Annotated in this window: 23 protein-coding genes; 8 read left to right on the top strand and 15 right to left on the bottom strand. The window is 63.4% G+C overall.

The annotated features are described in order from the left end of the window. Positions 1-63: 63 nt before the first annotated feature. The 7 genes from BT108_RS07960 to BT108_RS07930 all read left to right on the top strand — a co-directional run bounded on the left by BT108_RS07960 (position 64) and on the right by BT108_RS07930 (position 5,707). A complete protein-coding gene (locus BT108_RS07960) occupies positions 64-1,038 on the top strand; it encodes a PhoH family protein (protein ID WP_072294007.1) in 975 nt (324 codons plus the stop codon). Beyond that, positions 1,022-1,510 (top strand): rRNA maturation RNase YbeY, encoded by a 489-nt coding sequence (gene ybeY, locus BT108_RS07955; RefSeq protein WP_072294044.1) that lies wholly within the window; start codon positions 1,022-1,024, stop codon positions 1,508-1,510. The genes BT108_RS07960 and ybeY overlap by 17 nt, the downstream gene beginning before the upstream one ends. Positions 1,511-1,533: 23 nt before the next feature. Beyond that, the gene (locus tag BT108_RS07950; RefSeq protein WP_072294006.1) at positions 1,534-2,376 is read left to right on the top strand and encodes an HlyC/CorC family transporter; all 843 of its coding nucleotides are present in this window, start codon (positions 1,534-1,536) and stop codon (positions 2,374-2,376) included. 61 nt (positions 2,377-2,437) lie between these two features. Continuing rightward, positions 2,438-2,926 (top strand): inorganic diphosphatase, encoded by a 489-nt coding sequence (locus BT108_RS07945; RefSeq protein ID WP_255369664.1) that lies wholly within the window; start codon positions 2,438-2,440, stop codon positions 2,924-2,926. An 82-nt stretch (positions 2,927-3,008) separates the two neighbouring features. Continuing rightward, positions 3,009-4,937, top strand: coding sequence for an ATP-binding cassette domain-containing protein (locus BT108_RS07940; protein ID WP_072294004.1), 1,929 nt, complete (start codon positions 3,009-3,011; stop codon positions 4,935-4,937). 86 nt (positions 4,938-5,023) lie between these two features. After that, positions 5,024-5,353, top strand: coding sequence for a c-type cytochrome (locus BT108_RS07935; protein ID WP_072294003.1), 330 nt, complete (start codon positions 5,024-5,026; stop codon positions 5,351-5,353). Between the two features lie 27 nt (positions 5,354-5,380). Further along, positions 5,381-5,707 carry a c-type cytochrome gene (locus BT108_RS07930; protein ID WP_072294002.1) on the top strand — a complete coding sequence of 109 codons (327 nt, stop codon included), beginning with the start codon at positions 5,381-5,383 and terminating at the stop codon, positions 5,705-5,707. A 74-nt stretch (positions 5,708-5,781) separates the two neighbouring features. On the opposite strand, the gene BT108_RS07925 is transcribed toward BT108_RS07930, so the two are convergent. Genes BT108_RS07925 through BT108_RS07910 form a run of 4 tightly spaced genes read right to left on the bottom strand, consistent with a single transcriptional unit; the run spans position 5,782 to position 8,616 of the window. Beyond that, positions 5,782-6,213 carry a DUF1841 family protein gene (locus BT108_RS07925; protein WP_072294001.1) on the bottom strand — a complete coding sequence of 144 codons (432 nt, stop codon included), beginning with the start codon at positions 6,211-6,213 and terminating at the stop codon, positions 5,782-5,784. Continuing rightward, a complete protein-coding gene (nth, locus tag BT108_RS07920) occupies positions 6,214-6,906 on the bottom strand; it encodes an endonuclease III (RefSeq protein ID WP_072294000.1) in 693 nt (230 codons plus the stop codon). Beyond that, entirely contained in the window at positions 6,884-7,576 is a 693-nt protein-coding gene (locus BT108_RS07915; RefSeq protein ID WP_072293999.1) for an RnfABCDGE type electron transport complex subunit B, read from the bottom strand. The genes nth and BT108_RS07915 overlap by 23 nt, the downstream gene beginning before the upstream one ends. Continuing rightward, entirely contained in the window at positions 7,573-8,616 is a 1,044-nt protein-coding gene (locus BT108_RS07910) for a quinone-dependent dihydroorotate dehydrogenase (RefSeq protein WP_072293998.1), read from the bottom strand. Before BT108_RS07910 ends, BT108_RS07915 begins: the two co-directional genes overlap by 4 nt. A gap of 165 nt (positions 8,617-8,781) precedes the next feature. On the opposite strand from BT108_RS07910, the gene BT108_RS07905 reads away from it, so the two are divergent. After that, positions 8,782-9,705 carry a tetratricopeptide repeat protein gene (locus BT108_RS07905; protein WP_255369663.1) on the top strand — a complete coding sequence of 308 codons (924 nt, stop codon included), beginning with the start codon at positions 8,782-8,784 and terminating at the stop codon, positions 9,703-9,705. Positions 9,706-9,743: 38 nt separating this feature from the next. On the opposite strand, the gene BT108_RS07900 is transcribed toward BT108_RS07905, so the two are convergent. The 11 genes from BT108_RS07900 to ybgC all read right to left on the bottom strand — a co-directional run bounded on the left by BT108_RS07900 (position 9,744) and on the right by ybgC (position 17,716). After that, positions 9,744-10,493 carry an arginyltransferase gene (locus BT108_RS07900; RefSeq protein WP_072293996.1) on the bottom strand — a complete coding sequence of 250 codons (750 nt, stop codon included), beginning with the start codon at positions 10,491-10,493 and terminating at the stop codon, positions 9,744-9,746. Next, positions 10,477-11,175, bottom strand: a complete 699-nt coding sequence (gene aat / locus BT108_RS07895; RefSeq protein WP_072293995.1) for a leucyl/phenylalanyl-tRNA--protein transferase — start codon at positions 11,173-11,175, stop codon at positions 10,477-10,479. The genes BT108_RS07900 and aat overlap by 17 nt, the downstream gene beginning before the upstream one ends. Next, a complete protein-coding gene (queC, locus tag BT108_RS07890) occupies positions 11,172-11,858 on the bottom strand; it encodes a 7-cyano-7-deazaguanine synthase QueC (protein WP_072293994.1) in 687 nt (228 codons plus the stop codon). The genes aat and queC overlap by 4 nt, the downstream gene beginning before the upstream one ends. A gap of 37 nt (positions 11,859-11,895) precedes the next feature. Continuing rightward, positions 11,896-12,576: a 7-carboxy-7-deazaguanine synthase QueE gene (queE, locus tag BT108_RS07885; RefSeq protein ID WP_255369662.1), complete on the bottom strand. Its 681-nt coding sequence runs from the start codon at positions 12,574-12,576 to the stop codon at positions 11,896-11,898. A gap of 19 nt (positions 12,577-12,595) precedes the next feature. Further along, positions 12,596-13,429, bottom strand: a complete 834-nt coding sequence (ybgF, locus tag BT108_RS07880; protein ID WP_255369661.1) for a tol-pal system protein YbgF — start codon at positions 13,427-13,429, stop codon at positions 12,596-12,598. After that, positions 13,426-13,941 carry a peptidoglycan-associated lipoprotein Pal gene (gene pal / locus BT108_RS07875; protein ID WP_072293992.1) on the bottom strand — a complete coding sequence of 172 codons (516 nt, stop codon included), beginning with the start codon at positions 13,939-13,941 and terminating at the stop codon, positions 13,426-13,428. The genes ybgF and pal overlap by 4 nt, the downstream gene beginning before the upstream one ends. A 39-nt stretch (positions 13,942-13,980) precedes the next feature. Further along, entirely contained in the window at positions 13,981-15,285 is a 1,305-nt protein-coding gene (gene tolB / locus BT108_RS07870; protein ID WP_083566316.1) for a Tol-Pal system beta propeller repeat protein TolB, read from the bottom strand. 98 nt (positions 15,286-15,383) lie between these two features. Then, positions 15,384-16,154 (bottom strand): cell envelope integrity protein TolA, encoded by a 771-nt coding sequence (tolA, locus tag BT108_RS07865; RefSeq protein ID WP_255369660.1) that lies wholly within the window; start codon positions 16,152-16,154, stop codon positions 15,384-15,386. Positions 16,155-16,168: 14 nt separating this feature from the next. Continuing rightward, complete coding sequence (gene tolR / locus BT108_RS07860) at positions 16,169-16,588, bottom strand: protein TolR (RefSeq protein WP_072293991.1); 420 nt, start codon at positions 16,586-16,588, stop codon at positions 16,169-16,171. Between the two features lie 22 nt (positions 16,589-16,610). After that, positions 16,611-17,297 carry a protein TolQ gene (gene tolQ, locus BT108_RS07855; RefSeq protein WP_072293990.1) on the bottom strand — a complete coding sequence of 229 codons (687 nt, stop codon included), beginning with the start codon at positions 17,295-17,297 and terminating at the stop codon, positions 16,611-16,613. Next, complete coding sequence (gene ybgC, locus BT108_RS07850) at positions 17,294-17,716, bottom strand: tol-pal system-associated acyl-CoA thioesterase (RefSeq protein ID WP_072293989.1); 423 nt, start codon at positions 17,714-17,716, stop codon at positions 17,294-17,296. Before ybgC ends, tolQ begins: the two co-directional genes overlap by 4 nt. Between the last annotated feature and the right edge of the window lie 346 nt (positions 17,717-18,062).

Raw genomic sequence — 18,062 nt, 5'->3', positions numbered from 1 at the left:
GCCTCCTTGCAATGCGTTCCCGTCATTGCGAGAATTGCATACCCGTATTCGTCGGATTGAATCTTGAAGCTCCAGCCCGTCGAAATTTCGTTTTCTCCGGCCGACAATCAGCGCCTCGCCAATCTGTGCGGTGTCCTCGACGAGAATCTCAAACAGATCGAGACGGCCCTAGACGTCGTCATCGCGCGCCGGGGAGAACGGTTCGCCGTGCGAGGCCAGCCCGCGAGGAGCCGGCTGGCAGCGGAGATGCTGCAGAATTTCTACGACCAGGCGCAGCAGCACCTCGATATCGAGCAGATCCAGCTGGGCCTGATCGAGGCGCTGAACGCCCATGCGGTGAAGCCGGCAGCCGATACCGATGAAAAGGCGCCGGTCATGCCGGCACTGCTGACCCGACGCGGCGACCTGCGCGGCCGCACGCCCCGGCAGGTGGAATACCTGCAGCACATCCAGCAGCACGACATCACGTTCGCCATCGGCCCGGCGGGCACCGGCAAGACCTATCTCGCCGTGGCGAGCGCAGTCGATGCGCTCGAGCGCGACATGGTGGCGCGCATCATCCTGGTGCGTCCAGCAGTGGAAGCGGGCGAGCGCCTGGGCTTCCTCCCGGGGGACCTGGTGCAGAAGGTGGACCCCTATCTGCGTCCACTTTATGACGCACTTTACGATCTGATGGGACTGGACAGAACCAGCAAGCAGTTCGAGCGCAGCACGATCGAGATTGCGCCGCTCGCCTTCATGCGCGGGCGCACGCTGAACAAGTCGTTCATCATTCTCGACGAGGCCCAGAATACGACGCCGGAACAGATGAAGATGTTCCTCACCCGGATCGGATTTGGTTCCAAGGCGGTGGTGACGGGCGACGTCACCCAGATCGACCTGGCCCGGCATCAGAAAAGCGGGCTGGTGGACGCCGAGCGGATCCTCGGCAAGGTGCGCGGTATCGCCTTCTCCCACTTCGGAGCCGATGATGTGGTGCGCCACCCCCTGGTGCAGAGCATCGTCAATGCATACGCGCAACATGAAAAACAGTTGTAGCGCCGAACCCGACCGCAAGCCGGATGCCCGCCAGGTGCGCCTGAAGCTTGCGACGCAGTACGCCACCTTGGCGGACGACGTCCCCACTCGTGCGCAGTTCCGCGCATGGGTGGAGGCGGCACTGCTGCGGGATGCCGAGGTCGCGCTGCGTGTCGTGGATCGCCCCGAGGGGTACGCGCTCAATCGCGATTTCCGGGGGGGGGATCACGCAACCAACGTGCTGACCTTCATCTATGACGACACGCATCCCCTGTGCGGGGACATCGTCCTGTGCGCACCGGTGATAGCGGAGGAGGCCCGTCGCCAGGGCAAGGATCCGATGGCGCACTACGCCCATCTCACCGTGCACGGCATCCTCCATCTGCAGGGCTACGATCACGAAGAGGATGCCGAGGCGCGGATCATGGAACGGCTGGAAGTCGAGATCGTCACCGGGCTGGGGTACGGGCACCCTTATGAAGAAGTACGCTGAATCCGGTTCATCGGCCTCCCGGCATGGATGATCCTCCCAAACCCTCGTGGCTGGAGCGTCTCCGTGCCGTGGCGCTGGGGGAACCGAGGGACAGGGAACGGCTTGCGGCGCTCCTGCAGGCCGCCTACCGGCGCAACCTGCTGGATGCCGATGCCCTGGGGATGATCGAGGGGACGATCCAGCTTTCGGAAATGCAGGCCCGGGACATCATGGTGCCGCGTTCGCAGATGGACACGATCGACATCAACGATCCCCCGGGGAAATTCATTCCCTCGATCATCGAGATCGCCCATTCCCGCTTTCCCGTCGTCGAGGGCGATAAGAACAACGTGATCGGGATCCTGCTGGCGAAGGACCTGCTGCGCTACTATGCGGGAGAGGAGCCGCTGAACATGCGCGAGATTCTGCGGCCCGTGGTGTTCATACCCGAATCCAAACGGCTCAACGTGCTGTTGCGGGATTTCCGCAGCAGCCGCAATCATGTTGCCATCGTGGTCGACGAGTACGGCGGGGTGGCGGGACTGATCACCATCGAGGACGTGCTGGAGCAGATCGTCGGCGATATCGAGGACGAGCACGATTTCGACGAAGCCGAGGACAGCATCGTGCCGAATTCCAGCGGCCGCTACCGCGTCAAGGCGGTGACCGAGATCCCCGATTTCAACGAAAGGCTGGGAGCGGCGTTGAGCGACGCGGACTACGACACCATCGGGGGCCTGATACTGCATCAATTCGGGCGTCTTCCCAAGCGGGGAGAATCGGTCGTGATCGGCGGCTTCCGGTTCGTCGTGCTACGCGCCGATAGCCGCCGACTGCACACGTTGCTGGTGGAGAGATATCAGGAGGATGAGAATCAGGCGGATTGAGATCGAGGCTGGGGCAGAAGTCCGGCGACATGCCCGCGCGTGCCTGGAAACGGAGGGCGGGGTGAATGGCACCCGGGCCTCCACTGAGTTTCCCATGGTGGAGGTGGTGATCGAAGTGCCGCGGGGCAGCTTCCTGAAGCGTGGCCCCGCCGGCAAGCTGGACTTCGTCTCGCCGCTTCCCTGTCCCTACAATTACGGTTCGGTTCCGAGCCATGTGGGCCGCGAGGGAGATCTCCTGGATGCGCTGGTGCTGGGCCCGCGGCTGTCCTACGGGATGCGGATCAGGGTCCGGGCGTGGGGAGCCGTCATCCTGACGGATCGGGGCATGTCGGATGATAAGCTGATCTGCGGTGTCCGCCGTCCGGATGCGGCGCAGCGGCGGCGCATTCTCCGGTTTTTCGGTTTTTACGCGTGGTGCAAGGGATGGTTGAATACCTGGCGGCATCAGCCCGGACGCAATGCGTGCGAAGGATGGTGTGACGCGCTGCAGGCGATTCAGCGGGCACGACCGCGGGATGACACCTGGCAGAGCTCCCTGCCCGATTCTTGATTGCCCCTGCTTTGCCACGGCAGGCCGAACGTGGCAGAATTGCGCCCCATCCCTGCCTTCCGCCGACGTCGTATCGTGCGCCATGCCCCTCCTCGTTCTTGACCAGGTAAGCCTTGCCTTCGGCCATCACGCGCTGCTCGACCGGGTGGATTTGCAGCTCGAGGCGGGCGAGCGCATCGGGTTGATCGGCAGGAACGGCAGCGGCAAGTCCAGCCTGCTGCATTTGCTGGCCGGAGACGCCCAGCCCGACGATGGAAGAATCTGGCAGGCTCCCGGGGTGAAGGTGGCCAGCGTGGCGCAGGAACCGGAACTGGACGCCGACTTCAGTGTGTTTCAGGAGGTGTCCAAGGGGTTGGGTGCAATCAGTCGCACGCTGCTCGACTATCACCGGGTGTCCCATGCGCTGAGCGATGGGGAAGGCGATGCAGAGGTGCTGCTGGTGCGCCTGCAGGATTTGCAGGCCGAATTGGAGATCGAGGATGGATGGCGCATCCACGGCCGGGTGGAGGCCGTGATCGACAGGCTGGCTCTGCCCGCCGATGCCCGGGTCGGACAGCTTTCCGGAGGACAGCGCAAGCGGGTGGCGCTGGCGCGCGCACTCGTCGCTTCTCCCGACGTGCTGCTGCTGGATGAGCCTACGAATCATCTGGACGTCGTATCGATCGAATGGCTGGAAGGCCTGCTGCGGGAGTTCGTGGGAAGCATTCTGTTCATTTCCCATGATCGGCGTTTCCTGAACAACGTCGCTACCCGTATCGTAGAGCTTGATCGGGGCAATCTGATCTCTTTTTCAGAAAATTTTGCGGGATATCAGCGCAGGAAGGCGGAGCTGCTGGAAATCGAGGCCTCCCATCATCGGAAATCCGACAAGGTGCTGGCGCAGGAAGAGATCTGGATCCGTACCGGGATTCAGGCACGACGCACGCGCAACGAAGGGCGGCTGCGACGGCTGGAAACGTTGCGCCTGGCGCGTGCCGCGCGCCGTGAACGGGCGGGAACCCTCCGTCTGGCCGTCGAAGAGGGGGAGAAGTCCGGGCGCATGGTGCTCGAGCTGGAGCATGTCAGCGCGGGCTATGGCGGCAGCCCCGTCATCGAAGACTTCTCCTGCCGTATCCTGCGCGGCGACCGTGTAGGATTGCTGGGTCCGAATGGTTCGGGAAAATCCACCCTGCTCAGGCTGATCCTGGGCGAATTGCAGCCCGATCGCGGCAGCGTGCGCCAAGGCGCCCGGCTGACGGTTGCCTACTTCGACCAGCTGCGCCAGCAGCTGGACGAGGAAGCCACACTGATCGAGACAATCAGCCAGGGGTCGGATTTCGTCGAGATCAACGGGACGAAGAAACACGTCGTCAGCTATCTTGAGGACTTCCTGTTCGCACCGGCACGGGCGCGCTCTCCGGTCAAATCATTGTCCGGCGGGGAGCGCAACCGCTTGTTGCTGGCACGCCTCTTCACCCGTCCGGCGAATCTGCTGATCCTGGACGAACCCACCAACGATCTGGATATCGAAACGCTGGAATTGCTCGAGGCCTTGCTGCAGAGTTATGCGGGCACATTGTTCTTGGTGAGCCATGATCGGGAGTTCCTCGACAACGTGGTGACCCAGGTAATCGTCTTCGAGGGCGGCGGATTGCTGCGGGAGTATGTCGGCGGTTACGAGGACTGGTTTCGGGCAAGAGAGCTCACGAAAGCGGCACCCTCGGCGCGCCCATCCCGGAAACCGCCCCCGCTCCCGGCTGGAGAGACACAAAAATCAGCCGTTCACGTCAAATTGGGGTACAATGAGCGCCGTGAACTTGATGAGTTACCCTCGAAAATAGAGGGATTGGAGCGCGAGCAGGCCGGTATCGCAAGCAGGCTGTGTTCTTCGGCCATCTACCGCGATTGTCCGGATGAGGTTCGGGCCCTGCAAGGACGCTTGGCGATCATCGAGGCAGAGCTGTTGAGCCACTACACCCGATGGGAGGAGCTGGAAGCCAGGCACCCGATTCCAACTCGAGAGCATCAATAATCGATTTCCATACACCTGCTGCTTGAAGCGTTGACCAGAAATGGTACATCGTTTAGAGTGGCATTTATATTTGAAGAGGGCGCTCTATGAGATTACCAGCAATAGTGAACATATTTGCATGGGGCTTGGTTCTGGCACTGGCTGGCACCGCGCATGCGGCCGGCGACCCGGTCGCGGGCAAGCAGAAAAACGCCATGTGCATCGGCTGTCATGGCATCGAAGGCTATAGAACCTCCTATCCCTCGGTATACAATGTTCCCCGCATCGGCGGCCAGCACGCCGAGTACCTGGTCAAGGCGCTGCAGGCGTACAAGACTGATGCCCGCAGCCACCCCAGCATGAAGGGTATCGCGGCCACGCTATCCGATCAGGATATCGAGGATCTTGCGGCATACTATGCCGGTACAGGGAAATAACCGATTCGTCACGCAAGGAAGAGCCCCATGAAAAATTATGTGATCGCTGCAATGAGCGGCGCGGTGCTCCTGGCTTCCGGTCAGGGAATGGCTGGCGACATCGAGGCCGGCAAGAAGAAGGCGGCCGAGATCTGTGCCGCCTGTCATGGTGCCGACGGGAACAGTCCGGCCCCGACCTTTCCCAGAATTGCCGGGCAGCATGCAAGCTACATCCAGAAATCCCTGAGCGAATACAAGTCTGGACTGCGCAAGGACCCCATCATGGCCGGCATGGCCGCGACGCTGAGCCAGGAGGATATCGAGAACCTGGCAGCCTACTACGCCACCCAGTCGGGCCTGCAAACCAAGTACTGAGCAAACGCTGCGCCGGGTGCCTTGCCCTTGTCGCCGGGCACCCGTCAGCGGCGGCGTGCCAGGTCGCGCCGTCGCTACTCCTCCCCTCCCCGGTCCAGGCACGCGAAGTAGATCCCGGCGTCGAACGACGACTGGCTGCGTTGCGCCTGCCAGATCATCTCGGCCAGACATTCCATGACGCGATGCGTGGCGGCGTGCGCATCTCCAGTGCGGGCCAGTTGGCGCTCGAAGCGCTGATGTATGCCCGCGGGCTGGTCGATCGACAGCTGTTCCCTGATGGCGAGATGCATACTCATGTGCAGGAAGGGGTTGGTGTCGCCCATTTCGGGCAGATAGTCCTTGTCCTGATAGCGCTCCATGTCGTCCAGCAGGGCATGGTATTCGGGGTGCAGCAGGATGACGTCCAAGGCCATGCCTTCCATCGCGGACAGTACTTCCCGCTGCTGGTACTTGCGCCAGGTGTCGAAGAAAAAACGGCGTGCCTGGGCTCTCGTGGGATCGAACATCTATACCTCGTCCAGGTCTCCGGCCATCCATTCGCGCGATGAGCCGGCCGGCGGATCCGCCATCGGCCCCTTGTGCGGATACTCGCACAGGTCGTGGATGAGGCACAGCGAACACCTCGGTTTCCTCGCCACGCACACGTAGCGGCCGTGCAGGATCAGCCAGTGGTGGGCATCGTGGCGGAATGCCTCCGGCACGCGTTCCAGCAGCTTCAGTTCGACTTCCAGCACGGTTTTTCCGGGCGCAATGCCGGTACGGTTGGAAACGCGAAAGATATGGGTATCCACTGCGATGGTGGGTTGGCCGAATGCAGTGTTCAATACCACGTTTGCGGTCTTGCGTCCCACACCGGGCAGTGCTTCCAGCTGCTCCCGCGTCTGCGGCACCCTGCCGCCGTGGCGTTCGATGAGCAGGGTACAGGTCAGCAGGATATTCTTTGCCTTGGTCTTGTACAGCCCGATACGCTTGATGGCTTCCCGCAGGCTCGCCTCGCCCAGGAAGAGGATCTTTTCCGGGGTATTGGCTAGGGGAAACAATTCCCGGGTGGCCTGATTCACGCTCCTGTCGGTAGCTTGGGCGGAGAGCATCACCGCGACCAGCAGCTCGAAGGGCGAGCCGTACTCCAGCTCGGTGGCGGGCTTGGGATTGGCAGCCTTGAGACGGCTGAAGATCTCATATAGAGCGGCTGGGCTCATGGCTTTGCGAAGACGTTTGCGACGCGCAGGTGTCCGGTTTGCCCGATCTTGCTTTCTCCAGCGCAGCCTGCAGGATGGCTCGCTTGAGGGCGCGTGTATCGCCGATGGTGGCATCGGCTGCCGCGGTTCCCTGGGTGGCGCTCGTCGCCGGGCTTTTCCCCTGTGCCGACCTGTCGCCTTCGAGCCGGCGCAGCCTGGCGTGATGGCGTGCACGTGCGTGATCCGCGGCGTGCCGCTCGTCATGCGGGATCACAGGTTCCAGCGGCAGCATGGCGATGCAGTCCATCGGACACGGCGGAATGCACAGTTCGCAGCCGGTGCACTCGGCAGCGAGCACGGTGTGCATCTGCCGGGCCGCACCCACGATGGCATCCACCGGGCAGGCCAGCGTGCAGAGGGTGCAGCCGATGCAGGCCGACTCGTCGATGAGCGCCACCATACGGGGTTTCGTGATGCCGTAGCGGGTGTCCAGCGGAGGCGGAGAGATGCCCAGAAGCGCCGCCAGCCTGCGTACTCCCTGTTCTCCGCCGGGCGGGCAGCGGTCGATGCCGGCCCGGCCCTCCGCTATGGCCACGGCATAGGGCTCGCAGCCGGGGAAGCCGCACTGCCGGCACTGCGTCTGCGGCAGGATATCGTCGATCCGTGAAACGAGCGTGCTGCGATCCATCATCGATTCGGGTCGGCGACACCCGCTGCGCGCGGAGTGCACACGGCGCGTGCCACTTCCTTCACCAGGCCGGGGCCGCGGAAGACCAGGCCGCTGTACAGCTGCACCAGGCTTGCCCCCGCCTCGATCTTGTCGTGTGCATCGGCTGCGCACATGATGCCGCCAGCGGCGATGACGGGAATGTCGCCCTGGAGCGCCTGATGCAAGGCGCGCACGACCGCGGTGGCGCGAGTCGTCAGCGGCGCGCCGCTGAGGCCGCCCCGTTCGTCCGCATGCGGCAGCGTCTCCACTCCCGTGCGTGAAAGAGTGGTATTGGTGGCGGTGATACCGTCGATCTGGTGCTTCATCAGCAGTGCCGCGATGGCGGTGATGTGCATCGGCTCGAGGTCTGGTGCGATTTTCACCACCAGGGGCGTGTAGCGGCCGTGTGCGTCCGCAAGCCGCGCCTGCCTCGACTTCAGCAGTCCCAGCAGGTGGTCCAGCGCCGCGGCATCCTGCAGCTGGCGCAGCCCGGGTGTATTCGGGGAAGAGACGTTGATGGCGACATAGCTGGCGCAGCGGTAGACCTTCTCCAGGCAGGCCAGATAGTCGGCGGCGGCATGTTCCACCGGCGTGTCGAAATTCTTGCCGATATTGATCCCGAGGACGCCGCGGTAGGCAGAACGTGCGACGTTTTCCACGAGGCGGTCGACGCCATGGTTGTTGAATCCCATGCGATTGATGATGGCTCGTGCCGCTGGCAGCCGGAACAGGCGGGGCCGCGGGTTCCCCGGCTGGGCCCGCGGAGTGACGGTGCCGATCTCGATGAAGCCGAAGCCCAGCGAGGCCAGGGCATCCAGATATTCGCCGTTCTTGTCCAGGCCGGCAGCCAGGCCTACGGGGTTGGGAAAATCCAGGCCCATCACGCTGAGTCGCGGGCAGGAGATCGGTGCGCCCGCAGTCAAGCCCAGCCGGCGAAGGCTATCGAGCGCGCCAAGGGTGAGACGGTGGGCCACTTCGGGGTCGAGCTGGAACAGCAAGGGACGAAGGAGCGTATAGAGCATGGGCCCATTTTAACCCGGAACCGGGAGAAGGCTTGCGGTTGACTGCGATGCGCGGGACTTGCGGGTCGATGCATGTCCGGCGCCATGATTGCATCGGCCCGCATTCCACCTTCCGGGTGGTATCATGATTTCACTGGCTTTATTTTCCGGGTTGGCATGCGTTCGATGATTTTTCTCGTCCTTGGTTTCGTGGCGTGCGGTAGTTACGCTGCCGATGCCGTGGAATGGGAGGCGCTTCATGCCGAGGTGGAGCGGCTGCATCGGGAGGGGGAGTATGTGCAGGCCGTTTCAGCAGCGAGGAAGGCGCTGCAGGCGGCCGAACAATCCCGGACCTCCGATCATCCTGATGTTGCCACCAGCCTGAACAGCCTGGCCATGCTGTACAGCCTTCAGGGCCGGTATGCGCAGGCGGAGCCGCTACTGGAGCGCGCACTGGCGATTTTCGAGAAATCGGTCGGACCGGAAAGTTCCGAAACCGCTGCCAGCCTGAACAATCTCGCCGCCCTGCACCGGGAGCAAGGCCGGTATGCGCAGGCGGAGCCGCTGCTGGAGCGCGCGCTGGCGATCGACGAGAAGCTCCTGGGACCCGAGCACCCCAGTGTTGCCGTCAGCCTGAGCAATCTGGGTCAACTGCACTTTGCCCAGGGGCGGTACATCCTGGCCGAGCCGCTGTTCGAGCGCGCGCTGGCGATTCTGGAGCACGCTCTGGGGCCGCGCCACCCCGACGTCGCCGTCGGTTTGAACAATCTGGCGCGCCTCCATCAGGCCGAGGCGCGCTACGCGCAGGCCGAGCCGCTCTACAAGCGCGCATTTTCCATTGCGCGGAAAGCCTTCGGGGTGGATCATCCGCGCGTGGCCATGAGCCTGAACAATCTTGGGGGACTATACCGGGATCAGGGCAAGTTTGAACATGCGGAGCCTCTCTTCAGGCGGGCGCTGGCCATTGCCGAGAAATCGTGGGGATCGGATCACCCAAACGTCGCCACCGGCCTGGAGAATCTGGCGCAACTGTACCGGGATATCGGCCATGCCGATCGCGCGGCGGTATTGGAGAAGCGGGCTGAGGGGATACGGCGGATTCAGCGGTAGGCCCGCAGGGCAGAGGTCTTTCCTATTGGATCCAGTTGCTACTTGCAGCCGCTGCAGCCCTGCAGCGCGGACAGGGGTTCCCAGCGCCCGCCCACCAGGCCCTGCAGGGCTCCGAAATTGGCCTTGTACGCCATTTTACGGCTTTGCTTGATCCAGTAGCCGAGGTAGAGATAAGGAAGTCCCAGCGTAAGGCACAGCTTCGCCTGCCACAGGATATTGTAGGTGCCGAAACTGGCCCCCGGCAGATCCGGATCGAAGAAGGTGTAGACCGAAGAAATACCATCCGGCAGCCGGTCGATGATGCTGACCATGCGTAGCTGCTGCGCTTCGTGAAACTCGATCAGGCTGGAGTTGACGTTGCTGGGCAGCAGGAAGTGGCGGTATTGCTCGCGGCTGTCCCGATCCATGCCACCACCGTAGTGGCGCCGCATCTGGTAGCGCAGGTAGAGCGCATAGTGGTCGGGATGGTAGTGCAGGTCATGCTGCGTTGCGACCAGTGTCTGGTGTCGTTTCCACGAGCGACGGTGGGCGCGCTTGGGAACCAGTTCGTCCACGACGATGCGCACCGGAATGCAGGCGCGGCAGCTGTCGCAGTAGGGTCGGTAGGTGAAGGCGCCACTGCGGCGAAATCCGGCCTTCACCAGTTCGCCGTAGACATCCGTGTCGATCAGGTGGCTGGGTGTGGCGACCTGGGATCGTGCCAGTCTTTCCGGCAGGTAGCTGCACGGGTATGACGCAGTGGTATAGAACTGCAACACCGACAGAGGCAGGTCATTCAGCTGGCTCATGATCGAGGCACCATTTTTCAACTCGCCCAGGATAGTGTACCAATTCTTCCAGCTTCTGGCCAAATGCCTTCCGGGGAATTTCGCGGCCGCCGAGGGAAGCGAGGTGCGGCGTGGCCATCTGACAGTCGATCATGCGCACGTGCCGGTGCTCCAGGTGGCGCACCAGATGCACCAAGGCGATCTTGGAGGCGTTCGCAGTCCGGGAAAACATCGATTCACCGAAGAATACACTGCCCTGGACAACGCCGTACAGCCCTCCCACCAGTTCGCCGCCCATCCAGACTTCGACGCTATGCGCGATGCCCATCGCGTGCAGGGTGCCGTAGGCTGCGATCATGGTATCATGGATCCACGTGCCGGTCTGGCCCTTGCGTGGCGCGGCGCAGGCGCGCATGACTTCCTCAAACGCCCCATCCATGCGGATTTCGTAGTCCTGCCGCTTCAGCGCCTTTCGCAGGGAGCGGGAGATCCTGAGCTCGTCCGGGAACAGCACCATGCGGGGGTCGGGGCTCCACCACAGGATCGGCTCGCCTTCGCTGAACCAGGGAAAGATTCCCAGGCGATAGGCGGCGAGCAGCCGTTGCGGAGAGAGGTCGCCTCCCGCTGCCAGGAGTCCGTTGGGCTCCGCCAGCGCGGTATCCGGTGAGGGAAACGCCGAACCCGGGAACAGCCAGGGAATCATGTCGCCGTTCCTGCCCGGTAGCGCGTGGGATCCGATACCTGCGCCGCCGCGAAGCCGGCCCGGCGGAGGCGGCAGGCATCGCATGCGCCGCAGGCCGCGCCTGTCTCGTCCGCCTGGTAGCAGGAAATCGTCAGGGCGTAGTCCACTCCCAGCGCCAAGCCACGCCGGATGATTTCAGCCTTCGAGAGATGCATGAGCGGTGCATGAATGCTGAGTCTGCGACCCTCGATCCCCGACCGCGTGGCCAGATTCGCGAGGTGCTGGTAAGCCGCCACATACTCGGGGCGGCAGTCCGGATATCCCGAGTAGTCCACGACATTGACGCCCAGGAGAATGTCCCGGCTTCCCAGCACCTCCGCCCAGGCCAGGGCCAGCGACAGCATGATGGTGTTGCGCGCCGGAACGTAAGTGGCGGGAATCCCGTTCCGAAGCCCCGCAAGCGGGAGCGGGATCGACGCGTCGGTGAGCGCGGAGCCGCCGAAGGCTCCCAGGTCGACTTTGACGGTCCGGTGCTCGCATGCACCCAGGAGCCGCGCCACCGAAGCCGCCGCCCGCAACTCCGCTGCGTGGCGCTGTCCGTAGTCCACGCTCAGTGCATGGCACCGGTAACCGAGATCGCGAGCGATGGCGAGGGTAGTGGCTGAATCCAGGCCCCCCGACAGCAGCACCACGGCAGGGTTCATGCACCAGGCTTCCCGAATTTCTTGCGGTGCACCCGGCTCATCGTCCGGGGCCCTCTCCCCACAGCAGCTTGTGGAGTTGGATTTGGACCCGTACCGGGAGGCGGTCGCGCAGCACCCAGGCGGCCAGGGTGGCGGGATCGAGCGCGCCGTGCACAGGGGAGAGCAGGAGCGGGCAGATCAGGTCCAGCCGGTACTTCCGCAAGATCCGCATGGCCCATCGATAATCCGTCTCGTCGCTTAGCACGAACTTGATCTCGTCGTGTGCGGTGAGGTGGTCGAGGTTGCTCCAGCGGTTTTTTTCGACTTCGCCCGATCCGGGCGTCTTGATGTCCATGATCCTGGACACGCGTGCATCCACGCCGGAAATGTCGAGTGCGCCGCTGGTTTCAAGTGAAACCGAGTATCCCGCATCGCACAGCCGGCCGAGCAGCATCGGGCACGCGGATTGCGCCAGCGGCTCGCCGCCGGTGACCGTCACGTAGCGCGGCGCATAGCCTGCGACGGCGGCCAGGATGGCGGAGAGCGTCAGGTTGCGCCCCTCGTGGAACGCATAGCCGGTATCGCAGTAGTCGCATCGCAGCGGGCAACCGGTCAGGCGCACGAAGACCGTCGGCAATCCGGCTCGGCTGGTTTCTCCCTGCAGCGAATGGAAAATTTCGTTGACGCGCAGCGTGGCATCGCCGTCACGGCACATGACCCGATGAGGAGTGGGCGCCATTGTCCCCAAGCGGTTGTGGCTACTTGCGATCGGCCAGCCGCTGCTTGGCTTTCTGCGCCGCTTCGCTGCCCGGATATGCGGCGATCAGCTTCTCCAGGGTTTTCTTGGCAGCGGTCTTGTGGTTGATCTCCTGCTGGCTGCTGGCGATGTTGAGCATCGCGTCGGGCGCCTTGGGGCTGGCTGGAAAGGCCGCGATCAGCTTCTCCTGGGTGTTGATGGCGTTCCTGAAGTCGCGCTTGGCATAGTAGGCATTGCCGATCCAGTAATGCGCGCCCGGCACGAGGCCGGATTCCGGATGAACCTTGATGAATTCCCTGAACCGGACGATGGCGTCGTCGTACCGGCCGCTCCTGAACAGATCGTAGGCGGCTTCATAGTCGCGGTTTTCCGCTGTCGCGCCATCGGTGGACGAGGTATTGGCCGCAGTGGGATCGGCTGGCGCATCGGTTCCCGCCCCGGTCTCCGGTGTGCCGGAGGCGTCCGGCCCCACCGGGCCGTCAGGCTGTTCCAGCCGTCGAAGGCGGCTGTCCAGGTCGACGTAGAAATCCCTTTGCCGCTTCTGCGTCAGCTGGCTCTCATTGACCAGCACCTCGATCTGTCCCTGCAGCCGGTTCATGTCGAGCCTCAGGGATTCGATCTGGTTGTGCAGGCTCAGCAGGGATTGACCGCTGAGCGCTTCCTCGAGTTTGGCGGCGCGGACCTCCAACGCCCGCCCCTCGCTGCGGAGCGCCTCGATCGAGGCCTGCTGCGCCGTGATCTGTCTGCGCGCTTCCTCGTCGTCGAACAGCCCGGCGTGGAGAGTGCCGCAGCCGAGCAGCCACGACAGCCAGAAAGCGCGCAGCCGCACCCTCATTCGCCTTGGTAGCGGATGTCCGTACGGCGGTTCTCGGCCCATGACGATTCGTCATGGCCTGTTGCCCGGGGCTTTTCCTCTCCCAGGCTGACAGACTCGATCTGCGGTTCGCGTGCACCCAGGAGCGTCAGCGCCTTTCTGACGGCGTCGGCACGGCGCTGGCCCAGCGCCAGATTGTATTCGCGGCTGCCGCGTTCGTCGGTGTTGCCCTGCAGCAGCACCCTGGCGCCGGTGTTGTCCCGGAGGTACTGGGCGTGCGCCTGCACCAGAGATCTGTACTCATCCTTGACGACGTAGCTGTCGAAATCGAAATAGATGCTGCGGGTCGACAGAATGTTGCTGGGATCGGTGAGCGGGTTCAGGGTGGGCGCGGCTTCCCCCGTGGAAGAACGGCCGTCCGTTGCGGACGGGGTGGCCGGGGACCTGTCTTCCACTTCTGCGGTGGGTTGCGTGGTCTGGCTGGCGCATGCCGCCAGCAGGCTGATCAACATGAAACCGAGTACGTTCTTCATTTTCATTCCTTTGTCATTGGACGTGTGAAAGTTCTAAGATTACCGCGCCCCGGGCAGAGGTCCCCATGCCGGTTCCCTGACATCGCCAGCCTGGGTCGAGAGTTGCTGCTTGACCCTGCCGTCGCTCGATACCGCGGATAATATACCACGGCCTCTTATCTCGGTCGCGTAGAGGATGATCTTACCATTGGGCGCGAAGCTCGGGGACTCGTCGAACCTGGAGTCCGTCAGGAGCCTCACCTGGCCGGTCGCCAGATCCTGGATCGCGACGTTGAACCGGTCGCCGTTGCGATGGATGTACGTGAAGCTGCGACCGTCCGGGCTGAATTCCGGGCTGACGTTGTAGGTACCCTCGAAGGTGAGCCGTTCTGCCGTCGCCGAAGCCTGTCCCCCGATGCGGACGCGGTAGATCTGGGGACTGCCGCCGCGGTCGGAGGTGAAGATGAGCGACTGGCCGTCGGGAGAGAAGCTGGGCTCGGTATCGATGCCCGAACTCTGTGTCAGTCGTTGCAGGCCTGTGCCGTCAGCATTGATCAGAAAAATCTGGGAGCCGCCCATCAGGGAAAGCACCACCGCCAGCCGCCGGCCGTCCGGGGACCAGGCCGGGGCACTGTTGCTGCCCCGGAAATTCGCTACTGCCTTGCGCGTACGCGTGGCGAGCGTCTGCACGTACACCACCGGTTTCTTGTTTTCGAAGGATACGTAGGCGAGCTGCCTGCCGTCCGGCGACCATGTGGGCGAAATGATCGGCTCGGTATACTCGATGACCGGCTGGGCATTGAACCCGTCGGCATCCGCCACCTGCAGCGAGTACTTTTTTCCTTCCTTCACGACGTAGGCGATACGGGTGCTGAACACCCCGGCATCGCCGGTCAGCTTCTCGTAGACCAGATCCGCGATGCGGTGCGAGGCAGCTCGAATCTGACCGATGGAGACGGTTTCGGCGTAGCTGGCGAGCTGCGTCTGCCTCGCGACGTCCAGCAGCGTCATGCGCACGGCGACCTGGCCGCCTGGAACAAGCGTCGTGCTGCCGATGACCAGTGCGCTGGTGCCGCGTGCCGACCAATCCGGATAGACCACTTCGACGGGTTCATGAGGCGCGTGCCCGGCCGGGTCGACCAGCTTGAACAGGCCGCTGCGCTGCAGGTCGGCCGCCACGATCGGCGTGACGCCCTGCTCCAGGCGCTCCTCCGCAGCGAAGGGGACGATGGCAACGGGGATCTGGGTTGCGCCCCCGCCGAAGATCTCGATGTCGAGCGCCGCGTGAGCGGAAGTTCCGGTCAACCACAGAAAGCACGCAAGGATACCGATGCGGAGGGAAAGTCCAGGCGACGACATCTGCATGAAAAACCCCTGGGAAGCTTGCGACGACATCGTGAATTATACCTTAGTGGACAGGATGTTTCATCCGGCGTCCCGGCGGCGGAAGGCAGCGGAGCCGGCTACTCCTGGTAGTGCACTTTCAGGTTCAGGTTGCGGAATCTCGGGAACAGTCCCGGATCGGGCGGCAGGGGGAGCGGCTTGGCCAGGAAGATGGCGCGCTCCACCGCTTCATCGAACTGGGCAAAGCCGCTGCTCCTGCGCAGCCTGACATCCAGGATGTCGCCCCCGGGCAGCAGGGTGACGTCGAATTCCGCCACCGGATTGCCAGGCAGATCCGCAGGGGTGATGATGTGTCCCTTGATCTTGGCCAGGATTCGCGCCTTGTATTCGGCGACCTCGTTTTCCAGGCGTGATTGCATCGCCGCCTGTTCCCGGAGCGGCCTGCTGTTCTCATGTTCGCGCTGGAGTCGCGCTATTTCGGCATCCAGCCTGGCCTGCTGTGCCTTCAGCTCTCTTTCCTTCTCCTTCTGCGCCTTCGATTCCTTTTCCTTCCGGTTGTCCAGTATCGGCGGTTTCTTCTCCACGGGCTTCGGTTTCTCGGTCTTCTCCTTGAGCGCGATATCCGGCACGGAAGGGGCGGGCGTTTGCGGCTGTGGCGGAAGGGGTTTCACCCGGGCCGGCGGGGGAGCGGGTGGCTGGGCCTGCGGCGGGGCTGCAGGTCGCTCCAGCGGGGGCAGCTGGCTCCACAAGTCCACCATCACGGCTTCGGGCTCGTGGGTTTTCCATTGGAGGCCAAACACCAGGAGCGCAAGAAAGGCGATGTGTACCCCTAATGCCAGCAATCCCGCCGGGAGTCGGCCCGGCTCCCCGCTTCGGGACGTTTCCAGCACTATCGTGGCCTCCCTCAAGATTTCGGTCGGGCCAGCAGTCCCACTTTTTTTACCTGTTGCCGCTGCAGGATGTCCATCACGGTCGTCACTTCCTCGTAGCGCACGTTCCTGTCGGCCGCGATCACCACCGCCTGCTCAGCATTTTCTGCCTGCTTGCGCTTGACGGCCTCGGCCAGTTCCTCGCGCCCGATGACGCGTGCGTCGCCCGAGGCGCTACGGTCGCGCAGCTTCAGGCTGCCGTCCGCCCCGACGATCACCTCCAGCGGAGCGACCGGGGGGGCCAGCGACTTGCCGATCTGCGGCAGTTCGATCTGGCCGGGGCTGATGAGAGGCGCCGTGATCATGAAGATCACCAGCAGAACCAGCATCACGTCGATGTAGGGCACGACGTTGATCTCGTTCATCAGGCGACGTCTGGCGCGGTGCTGGGTCATCGCATTTCTCTCCGGCCCGTCGCTAGCCGTTAGCCTGGCGCTGCAGCACGTTGGATAGCTCTTCCATGAAACTTTCGAAGCGGGTGGCCAGCCGATCCATGTCATTTGCATATCTATTGTAGGCAATGACAGCGGGAATCGCGGCGAACAGCCCCATCGCGGTCGCGATCAATGCCTCCGCGATACCGGGAGCGACATGGGCGATGGTCGCCTGGGTCACGTTGGACAGGCCCCTGAAGGAATTCATGATGCCCCACACGGTACCGAACAGGCCGACGTAGGGGCTCACCGAGCCCACCGTCGCCAGAAAGGACAGGTGCGACTCGAGGTGGTCCATCTCCCGCTGGTAGGTGGCACGCATGGCCCGGCGAGTGCCGTCCATGACGGTGCCGATGTCCATGCCCGTCTGACGCTTGTGCTTGATGAATTCACGAAACCCCGCCTCGAAGATTCGCTCCATGCTCCCTGCGGTATGGCGCGACGCTGCGGCGCTCTGGAAGAGCGCATTGAGGTCGGGGCCTTTCCAGAACACGCTTTCGAATTCGTCGCTCTGCCGGATGGCCTGCCGGATGACGAACAGCTTGCGGAAGATGACCCACCAGGACAGAAACGACACTATCAGCAGCAGCGCCATCACCAGCTGGACCGGCAGGCTGGCACTGCCGACGAGGTGCAGGAACGACATGTCCTGCGTAACCTGGGCGCTCACGGGAGGCCTCCCAGTTTCTGGCGCAATGGCAGGGGTACGCTCATCGGCTTGAGCGTGTCGGCACCCACGCATACTGCGTGGACTGTGCCCTGCGCCAGTATGACTCCATCGCGCAGGACTCGCTGCGACAGCGTGATGCGGCTTCTGCCGAGTTCCTCGGGCTGCACCGTGACCTGCAGCAGATCGTCCAGCAGGGCCGGTTTGAAGTACTCGATACTGAGCGCGCGTATCATGAAAATCGCCTTGTATGTCCGGATCAGCACATGCACGTCGAATCCAAGTTCTCGCAGCCACTCATAGCGGGCGCGTTCCAAGAAGTCGAGGTAGGTTGCATGATATACCACTCCGCCGGCATCGGTATCCTGGTAATAGGCTCGTACGGGCAGAGCGAAGGTTGCGCTGGAGGATCGCTGAGTCATTGGCTGCATCGGTTTTTCTTTCGCTCCTGGGCTGGGATCGTGCAAAGGGTGGGGCATGCGGGACCGCTGTCGCGGCCAGAATGCCTGCAATCAGGGCGTTCTTACGCGTGCATGCCCCTTTGGGTACGTGCCGCACTCAAAGTTCCTGCCTCCCATGCCGGCGCGACCCCCTCACCGGCCGGTGAGGCTCTCCGCATGGATGTCGGGTGGGAAGGCTGGTTTGGAATGGAATTGTACTGCGGATGGCGGGAAGGGTTCGAGCGCTCGAATGCCGGGTTGCCGGGGGCGCGTCCGCGACACAGCGCGGATGACCGCCCTGGGCATCGAGCAGTGGTGCTCCGGCCGG

Origin of the sequence: Nitrosovibrio sp. Nv17, from assembly GCF_900119085.1 — a bacterium.
In the GTDB taxonomy this organism is placed as follows: domain Bacteria; phylum Pseudomonadota; class Gammaproteobacteria; order Burkholderiales; family Nitrosomonadaceae; genus Nitrosospira.
The sequence above is the reverse complement of the archived record's forward strand: the minus strand, read 5'-3'. Positions and strand labels throughout refer to the sequence as shown.